The following is a 9736-nucleotide window of genomic DNA, read 5'->3' as shown; positions in this document are numbered from 1 at the left end:
GCGTATGGTTTGCTTTGTAGTATTACCGAATATATTGATCACGAGCGTCGAGCAATGAGTCAAGATCATCGATTGAATTCAGCATGGTTTGGAATGGGGGCAACGATTAAGCAACGAGGATTGGAGCAAGCTATTAGAATGATAGCTTAATAATACGGTTAGTTATTTAGTTTAATTTAAGCTTAGCCATTTAGCCTAAGCTGATCAGACTAGGCCACATTTAGAAAAATGTGGCCTTTATGTCTTAAAAATATGAGTCAAGTTCTGAGATGCGACTATTAATAGAGTGAATCAAATTGATGAGTAGGAAGAGTCTACTTAGTTTTTTAATTTATATCAATTAGTTGGGTAATGTTGAGTTTTGGAGCGAGAGGATGGAAGAGGAATAGCATTAGTGAGTTTTGTATGATGTGTGATTCATAGACACCCATTATATTGAAATGATGTCTATGAATCACACACATTATCAATATAGCTATATATTGAATCGTTTGATCTATCTACATAAACTCTATATCAAGCTGAAAATACTTTTACTTTATGGATAATCCTTTATTAGAGCTCTATATTCAAGATCAAAGCTTCTATGACATTGAGAAAATTTACTACAATGTCAATAGAAGTCTCATTTATATAATTTCAACATTGATTAGAAACGATATCCTACTCCTGCATAAGTAATGAGGGGATTCAAGTCTACTTTAGTATTTGCATTAAGTAACTGATTCCCAGTATTAGAATCTGTAACAGTAATCTTGGCTGTGCTATTAAATTTAGGTATGTATGTCAATGATGCTGTGGAAAACCAACGGTCAGATAAGTCATATGAGAAACCAGCTGTAACCACTGGTGCAAAAGCATCACTTGTTTTGACTTTAATAATTGGATTTGCTGTCGATGATCCAGAGTTTTCTAAAGCAAGTCCAGCTAGATCATCCAGAACATTCTGAACCATATGTCCAACATTTATTAAATCTTGCTCAAAATTCTGATTAAGTTTTGTCTTGTTAAAATGTCCATATGCAACACCTGCTCCTATAAATGGCCTGAATTTATTTTTTCCAGACTCTCCAAAATGATATTTTGCTGTTATAGATGGGGTCCATGCTGTTACTTCTGCTATCTTATTGTGTGCTCCAAGATCACTAATTAGTATATCTTTTTCCAAGATTAAACCATTCACATAACTAGGAAGGGCTGATGTACTATTTGCTTCTGCATGTACAGATGCAATTATTTGTCCTTTACCAGTAATATCGACTTTTGGTGGGATTCCACCCATTAATTCTAATGATGTCTTATCTGTTAAAAAGTAGTTTACCGTTAAGCCCAAGGTATCAACATTATCCGCCTCAAGACCAGCATCGTTACTCCAATTAGATATTCCTGAAATATCAGAACGTAAATTACCGGCATAAATATTTGAAACGTATGAATCCGGATCCCGGTTGTATGCATTCTCAATACTTCTAATAGCAATTCCAGCTAACCCTGTTCTATAATCATCTATATTTATAGCATGATTCATTACATCAGAAGTTTTTAATTGACTCACACCATAATTTTCACCTTCTTGTATGGCGGTATTAATGTGAGTTGAGTTAGCCTTACCCGTAGGCATTATATGTAACCAACCAGCACTTACAGACCACCGTTTAAAATTATCTCCCTGAGCATAAACATGACTAACTAGAAAAAGTGAGGTGGGTAAAAGAGCTACTTTTATAAGTTTTTTCATTTTGAATTCAATCCTTAAATATTAATAATAAGTCTTTATTCTCATGGCGATTCCATCACGATGAGTGAATATTTAGTATTACAGATAATAAATTATGAATCCATGCTTAATTAAAAGTTAAATTGTAAAGAAAAAATAAATAATATTTTGTTTATTTAAGTTTTACAAAATCAACAAGCGGATTAATCTATAATGGACAATATAGGTTATCATTATGTGCACTTCTTATTTATTTAGGATACTTCTTAAACGAGAGTTTTCCTTCTTTTCAAAAATTAGAGGTATATCTCTAATTGTTCTTAAGGGGGAATTAAGTGGTTCATGATGATTCCTCTGAAGTATGATGAATTCTGAACACAGTATTTAAGCTAATTAACAAAATTTTAATGAACCATAACAGTTTGGAGAAAAGCTTTGTTTTTGTAATACGATGTTAGTTAATGTCATAGATGCTGGTGTTTTTCCAGTTAAATCTACTGTTCCAACAGGAAGGTTCCCTAACGCTACGCAATTTAATCCTAAAAAGCCACAATCTACAGCATTTCCAGGAGTATTCAAATATGAGCTCACTTGCCCTAAAGTATCAGTAATGGTTGATAGTGCGATATCAACATTGCCTGTTGGGGTAATTTGCCCAATGTCAATTGGGTTAGTCAATTCTAACCACCAACCAGTTTGTGCAACTGATGCAGCCTCAGGCCAAAGGATATTTGCACCTTGAACAGATAAATATCCCGCAGAACCATCTAACTGAGCTGCGTGAAAATAACCTAGACTTTGGTTAATTGCTACATTCACATCTAGATTATTAACTGTTCCTGTCACATTCCCAGAAATTGGAAGCGGGGCCCCTAAAAGAGAGGCGGTCGCATCTAATGTCCCTGTAATTGATAACCCATTAACCTTTGCTGTTGCATTTAGGTTGGCCATAGTGATCCGTTTACCTGTAATCACTTGTTGCGCCATGGAGAGTGTCCCTGTTCCCGCCCCCAAATTTAGGTTATAAGATGTAGACGAAAAAGGAAGAGTCGCTCCTTGACCGAGAACCGTCGCTTGTCCAGTAATTGCGGTATTAGTTCCATCTTGAGTAATGCCATAATACGGGTTGGTTGTTACTGTTCCAGTTGTTGGCTTGGTGACCAAATAACCACTTAATGAATTAATACCACTTTCTTTATCACCATTTTCCAAGCCAAAAGTGAGCAGTCCAGAAAGGGATTGAGCACTTAATCTAAACCCTTGGATTTCGCGAGTAGATGCTGAATCAGGATTTTTAATCGCAAACTCTAAAAAAGGGTTTGTAATGACAGCGGAGGATGCCGCACGTTCCGCATTTGTACTATCCACAGTTCCTCCACTTAGACTTAAATAGTCAATATCAATATCACAGGCACCTGCACCATTGACACCACCACAGCCAAGTTGGAGTTTTCTAATATTGGTATTGATTTCCATCTGAGCATCTAAAGCAAGCCGGTAAAATCCTATGTTTCCATTGTAGTCTGAGTTACTTACAGAATCTGTTGGGGCGATATAGGACATACTCATTAAGGCTTGACCACTCACATCTGATAATTCAGCATCGGTCATGGATATTAATGTTGATGCTGCATGGGTTAAGGTAAGACATATATTTCCAAGTGCTAAAATTGTTGCACAGAGCAATGGTAATGGCTGCATAACTGGTCTCCGTATTCCTAAATTATTTTTGCCTGGCTGTCCTTTTTGTTATTGCTTTAGGAGTTTGTTATTCCACTAACATTTGTGAGTAGGTTTACTCGTAAATGTTAGTGGAATATCTGGATAAAAAATTATTGATCCAGATTATTTATATCATTAATTGAAATGAATCTTGAGTCTTTACATATTTATTTACATTTATTACATAATACATCCTATTGTTAAGTATTCCTAAAATATTGCGGTAATAGCTTACTTCCTGAATTGATAGTTAGACTTTGGTTGCTTTATCTTATTTTAGGGTTTTTAAAATTTATTTTAATTTAAGTTTTTGAATAAATTATACTTAGGTAAGAGTTTTACTTATACTTGTGTGCATATTAATAGATGTTATAGCCAATAGCTTAAATAGCATATATGTTAGATTGACTTTATATTGTATGAGTGTTTCTGGTCTTCTTTAATTATATTGGGGTGTTGAAATATATATTATTCTATGTGAGCATGCATTATACAGTTTGTGATGCTAGTTTCATGATCTGTATTTCCTCACTAGAGACCTTGAGTGATTATTCACTGAGCCCATTATTAGGTAATAATGGGTTTTTTTTGTATTTTGAGGGGGGATTCTAAATAACCCATTAATAGTATGTACAGAAATTTATTATAGAAAAACAGGGTTGGATTTTTCAGATGGCATATAAGTTGCTTAACTTAATAATATTGAATTTAGATATTAAGGGGAAGTTTATATGTCTGAAAAAGAAGAGAATTTACAAACTTATGTAAACCATCCTGCTAATAGCAGTTTAATTCAAACAAATGTATTTAGCCAAATTCAGTCCCAATTTTTTAATGAAATGCTTGATGATATGACCTTTAATGGTGAAACTTCTAAAAAGATTGAACAGTGGTTAAGCGCAAAAACTTTAGATGAACTAAAGGAACTCGGTGTACAAGCCAAGCAGCATTTTTTTTATCAGGGTATTACTTTTAATGTATATGGAGATAAAGAGGGTACAGAGAGAACAATTCCCTTTGATCCCATTCCACGTATTATTGAAAAAAAACAGTGGGAAAAAATAGCAGCAGGTTGTGCACAGCGTGTTAAGGCACTTAATTATTTTTTAGATGATATCTATCATAATCAACATATATTAAAAGAAGGTTTAATTCCAGAACAACAGATTTTGGGACATGAAGCTTTTCAGCCTCATATGTTTAAACATTCATTAAGAGGCAAAATTTATTCTCAAATTAGCGGTATTGATATTATTCGAGATGGAAATGGCGATTTCTTTGTACTTGAAGATAATTTGAGAACACCCTCAGGCGTATCTTACATGCTTGAATGCCGGAGTCTTAGCAAGCGGCTGATGCCTGAACTATGTGCGGCTAATAATTTGCAGGAGATTGAACAATATCCTGCAATATTAAAAGAAATTTTGCGGGAAAATGCATATGTTGATCAGCCATTTATTATTGTTTTGACACCGGGAAGATTTAATAGTGCTTATTATGAACACGCTTTTTTAGCTCGTGAAATGGATGTGCCGTTAGCCACCTACAAAGATTTATTTGTTGAGTGTGATCAGGTTTTTATAAAAACAATTCGTGGGCGTCAAAAGGTTGATGTTATTTACCGCCGTTTGGATGACGATTTTCTTGATCCATTGGCATTTAGGCCGGATAGTACGCTCGGCGTTGCTGGACTAATGTCAGCTTATTTGCAAAACAATGTTGTGATTGTCAATGCACCAGGTACTGGAGTTGCGGATGATAAATCGATTTATCCCTATGTTGATCAGATGATACAGTATTACTTGGGTGAAACGCCAATACTGAAGAATGTACCTACTTATCAGTGCCGTGATAAAGAACATTTAGATTATGTGCTTTCTAATCTGGAGCGATTGGTTGTGAAAGAATCGCAGGGATCGGGTGGCTACGGCATGTTGATTGGGCCACAAGCGAACACACATGAGATTGAACAATTCCGAAAGAAATTAATAGCAACGCCACATACTTATATTGCACAACCTACATTGGATTTATCTGTTGCGCCAACGTTAACGAGTGGAGGCATAGCTGAAAGACATATTGACTTAAGACCCTTTGTTCTCAGTTCTCCATATCGGACTGCAATTGTCCCTGGTGGCTTAACACGTGTAGCAATGCAGGCGGGCTCTCTTGTTGTTAACTCCTCACAGGGTGGTGGAATTAAAGACACGTGGGTTATTGATATCTTTCATTGATAATAATTGAGATCAATATAAGAAACATAATGAACGGTTTATATTTGCGCTAAAGTGGTGCGGAGTCTAAGTAATACTGCTCAAACAAAGACAGTAGTGATATTTTTGTATCATTAGAAAATTTTGATTTATTAAATGTTTAATTATTAGTAAATTACAACTTTGTTCGGACTGGATATGGCTAAAGCAATTTTTAATGAGGTAGAAGGACGGTTACGTATGATTGTTGAATTTGAATCTCGAATGAAAGTTAAGGGAATTAAAAAAATTCAATAGTAACAGCCATTATTTAATAATGCTTTATGGATGGTAATCCCCCTAAAAATAAAAGGATGTAAAAGTAGAATTTTCTCTTAAGATACAAGCAGGAGATTCTGCACGAAAACATCTAAATTTACCGACAGTCAGATCATGTCCATTCTGAAACAGGCGAAGTCTGGTACACCTGTTGCCATCTTTTGCCGTGAACATGGCTGAGTAATGCGACTTTCTACAAGTGGCGTGCCAAATATGGCGGTATGGATGCCTCATTAATTGTTCGACTGAAAGAACTTAAAGCAGAAAATGCCAAGCTAAAAAAGATGTATGCTGAAGAGCGGCTCAAAGCTGAAATCATTCAGGAAGCCATATCCAAAAAGTGGTAAAGCCATCTTGTCATCGTCAGATGGCGCAACAAGCCATTATCGATCATGCCGTCAGCATTCGGTTGGCCTGCAAAGTAATTTAGTATCAGTTAAACCTGCTATCGTTATCAGGCTAAACTCAGTGATGACAATGCACTTATTGCGGAACAGCTCATTCAGCTCACCGAGAAAAGCCATTCGTGATTCGATGTGACAATGGCCCAGAATTTATCAGTTACGAATTTGTACGCTGGGCAATGCATGGTATTCGTATCGAATATATTCAACCAAGAAAACCACAGCAGAATGTGTATATTGAATCGTACGTTATAGCTGATTGAGCAAACATTTATTTGATACGTTGGATGAAGTACAAAATTATGCAACGCGTCGGCTATGGTATTACAATCATGAGAGACCACATCAAGCTAACAAAGGAAAGTCGCTTCTGATGGCTGCTTAACCTCTACTTTTAACTTCGATTATTTTGTGAGGATTACCGTTAAAAGTTAAAGTACTAAATTTAATCAGACATTTAATTCCATCTTTTAAAATTTTTTAACTCTTGATTCTGAGTAAAATCAAAAATTGGTTCAGACACGAATTTATTAATAAGCCAATTTTTCGCTTTTCCTTGTACGGCTTGTTTTGACCAAATTAAATCAACGCCGACAATCCAGTCGCTATATGGATATTCATATTGCTTGAGTTCTACCAGATTACCAGAACTTATATCTTCTTGAACGTAAGATAAAGGAATTGATGCCCAACCGATTCCTGAAAGCACAGCATTTAACATGGAATTATAGTTTTCAACTTTTAGAACAGACGATGGATCTAAAAATTCTGTTGAATAGATAAGTTGTTGATGCTCTAGTATAATCTTCTTATATAAATGTAAATCTGATATTGTTACTGGAATTTTTTTTGCCAATTCATGATCAACACTTACTGTATGTACCATTGTAAGCTTACCTAACTGAACAAAGTTAATTTTATTAGTGTTATGTTCACTAGAAAGAACAATACCCAGATCAACCTCATTATTTAATACCATTTGTTCAATGCTATTGAAAATTGGTTCTTTTATAATGAGATCGACTTCTGAAAAATTCTCTGTAAATTTTTTTACTACGTAGGAAATATAACTATAAGGAATGTTAATCGCAATCTTTACTTGTTTTTCTATATCGACCTGGTTCAATAGTTCTATTTTTTTTTCAAGTAAATTACAACGCTCTAAGATACCTAGGCTCAACTTTAATAGAGTTTCCCCTTCAGAAGTAAGTTTGAGATCTCTGAAATTCCTATGAAAAAGAATGATATTAAACTCATCTTCTAAATTTATAATTGATGTACTCACAGTCGATTGAGATTTTTTCAACTTTCTTGCAGCTGCTGAAAAAGAGCCAGAACTGGCAACGGTTACAAAAGTGACGAGTTGCTCTAGGGAATACTTCATTGATAGAAACCTATGACACTGCAGAAAATTAACGTACAAATGCATTGTATCAATAAAATAGATAGCTCTTAATTTTTTAATAATCACAAAAATTTTCTATATTAAACATGAAGTCGATCATATTTAATTTATGGTGAAAATTTATGAATATTGAACTCTTTAGAACAGATAACACTTCTACTTTAGGAACAAAAAAAATGTTCTCTTTGGGATTGCAGCATGTTCTAGTAATGTACGCTGGTACAATTACTGTGCCATTGATATTGGCGACTGTCTTACAGTTAGATTTTTTATCAACGATACTTTTAATAAATGCGGCTCTTTTCACATCAGGACTAGCAACTTTATTGCAATCAATTGGTGTAGGACCTTTTGGAGCTCGCTTGCCTTTAATTCAAGGCTGCTCATTTATTGTCTTGGCGCCATTAATTCTAATTGGAAAAGCTTATGACTTGCAAACCATTTTTGGATCCGTTATAGCATGTGGTTTATTTACGATTTTGTTTGCCCCTATTTTTAGCCGAATAATCAAATTTTTTCCTCCAATCGTTGTAGGCTGTATCATTACCATCATTGGAATATCCTTAATTCCAGCAGCCGCAATTTGGCTAGGCGGAGGTAATCCTAAAGCAGCAGATTTCACATCTCCTAATTACTTAATTCTAGGCTTCATCACTTTAATTACGACTATTTTATTACAAATTCGTTTGAGAGGAATATGGAAGAACTTTAGTATTCTATTTGGTATGATGATTGGAACATTAATTGCGATCCCAATGGGTTTAGTTAATTTTAATGATGTTAATCAGGCAAGTTGGATAGGTCTAAGCTCACCTTTTTCTTTTGGCTTTCCAAAGTTTGAGTTCATACCTATTACAATTCTTTGTTTATCTATGATTATTGTGATGACTGAGACCACAGGCAATATACTTTTAATTAATAAAATAAAAAATGAAGATACATCTCCAACAATACTTGCAAATACAATTCGTGCAGATGGATTATCAACTATAGTTGGCGGTGCATTAAATAGTTTCCCTTACAATGCTTTTAGCCAAAATGCAGGTTTATTAATGCTAACCAAAGTACTACATCGCGGTGTACTGGTTGCAGCAGGAATTATTCTCTGCTTGCTGGGTATATTTCCAAAACTGGGAGCAATTATTTCTACTATTCCAAAACCTGTTTTAGGTGGCGTTGGGATACTTATGTTTGGTATGACACTAGCTGCAGGCATTCAAATACTTAAAGAAATTGATCTTAATAAGGATAAAAATATTCTTATTATTGCGACCTCAATTTCAATTGGTACTTTGCCAATCGCCTTGCCCTCTTTATTTGATCACATTAATCCGACACTCAAAATGTTTTTAGATAGTGGAATCTTTCTTGGAGGTGCTACAGCCGTCATTCTCAATATTGTGCTCAACAAAATAGATTAAGATTAGGTACCTGGAGATGAAAGATGAATCGTGTTCAAAAAGACAGGTTTCTAAAATTTTTACGGATATCCAACGAAGTTGGAAAGAGAGCTGTTGAATTAGGGAATCACCCTTTTGGTGCAGTACTTGTTGCACCTGATAATGAAACTATTTTATTGACGCAATGTAATATTGATACGGTAAACCACGCAGAATCTACTTTAGCAAGAATAGCAGCTTCCAACTTCACATCTGAGTTTTTATGGAATTGTACTTTATACACAGCTATTGAGCCATGTTGCATGTGTGCTGGAACAATTTATTGGGCAAATATTGGGAATGTAGTTTATGGTGTTTCAGAAAAGAAATTATTGGAATGTACTGGAAGTCACCATGAAAATCCAACAATGAGTGTACCCGCTTGTTATATTTTTGAGCATGGTCAAAAAAGTATTAAACTTTATGGTCCTTTTAATGAAATTGAAGATGAGGTTATTAACTTGCAAAATTATTTTTGGAAAAATAGGTCTTAAACAGCATACTAATCGTCTTAATAT

At 34.8% G+C, this 9736-nt stretch carries 6 protein-coding genes and 2 pseudogenes; 5 read left to right on the top strand and 3 right to left on the bottom strand.

The annotated features are described in order from the left end of the window. Positions 1-150, top strand: a pseudogene (locus RMB13_RS02170) (DUF932 domain-containing protein); the annotation flags it as partial. Positions 151-649: 499 nt separating this feature from the next. Here the strand turns inward: RMB13_RS02170 and RMB13_RS02165 are convergent. Then, positions 650-1738 carry an OmpW family outer membrane protein gene (locus RMB13_RS02165; RefSeq protein ID WP_311084291.1) on the bottom strand — a complete coding sequence of 363 codons (1089 nt, stop codon included), beginning with the start codon at positions 1736-1738 and terminating at the stop codon, positions 650-652. A gap of 372 nt (positions 1739-2110) precedes the next feature. Further along, a complete protein-coding gene (locus RMB13_RS02160; RefSeq protein WP_311084290.1) occupies positions 2111-3418 on the bottom strand; it encodes a hypothetical protein in 1308 nt (435 codons plus the stop codon). A 752-nt stretch (positions 3419-4170) separates the two neighbouring features. On the opposite strand from RMB13_RS02160, the gene RMB13_RS02155 reads away from it, so the two are divergent. Both RMB13_RS02155 and RMB13_RS02150 read left to right on the top strand, forming a co-directional pair. Continuing rightward, a complete protein-coding gene (locus tag RMB13_RS02155) occupies positions 4171-5673 on the top strand; it encodes a circularly permuted type 2 ATP-grasp protein (protein ID WP_409070783.1) in 1503 nt (500 codons plus the stop codon). Between the two features lie 411 nt (positions 5674-6084). Beyond that, positions 6085-6759 (top strand): annotated as a pseudogene (locus RMB13_RS02150) (transposase). Positions 6760-6831: 72 nt separating this feature from the next. Here RMB13_RS02150 and RMB13_RS02145 read toward each other — a convergent pair. Continuing rightward, positions 6832-7758, bottom strand: a complete 927-nt coding sequence (locus RMB13_RS02145; RefSeq protein WP_311084289.1) for a LysR family transcriptional regulator — start codon at positions 7756-7758, stop codon at positions 6832-6834. 143 nt (positions 7759-7901) lie between these two features. On the opposite strand from RMB13_RS02145, the gene RMB13_RS02140 reads away from it, so the two are divergent. After that, the gene (locus tag RMB13_RS02140; RefSeq protein WP_311084288.1) at positions 7902-9200 is read left to right on the top strand and encodes a nucleobase:cation symporter-2 family protein; all 1299 of its coding nucleotides are present in this window, start codon (positions 7902-7904) and stop codon (positions 9198-9200) included. Between the two features lie 23 nt (positions 9201-9223). After that, the gene (locus RMB13_RS02135; RefSeq protein WP_311084287.1) at positions 9224-9712 is read left to right on the top strand and encodes a nucleoside deaminase; all 489 of its coding nucleotides are present in this window, start codon (positions 9224-9226) and stop codon (positions 9710-9712) included. Positions 9713-9736 lie beyond the last annotated feature (24 nt).

The sequence above is a fragment of the Acinetobacter sp. V102_4 genome (genome assembly GCF_031799005.1).
Classification (GTDB): Bacteria; Pseudomonadota; Gammaproteobacteria; order Pseudomonadales; family Moraxellaceae; genus Acinetobacter; species Acinetobacter calcoaceticus.
This window is presented reverse-complemented; position numbering and strand designations above follow the sequence as displayed.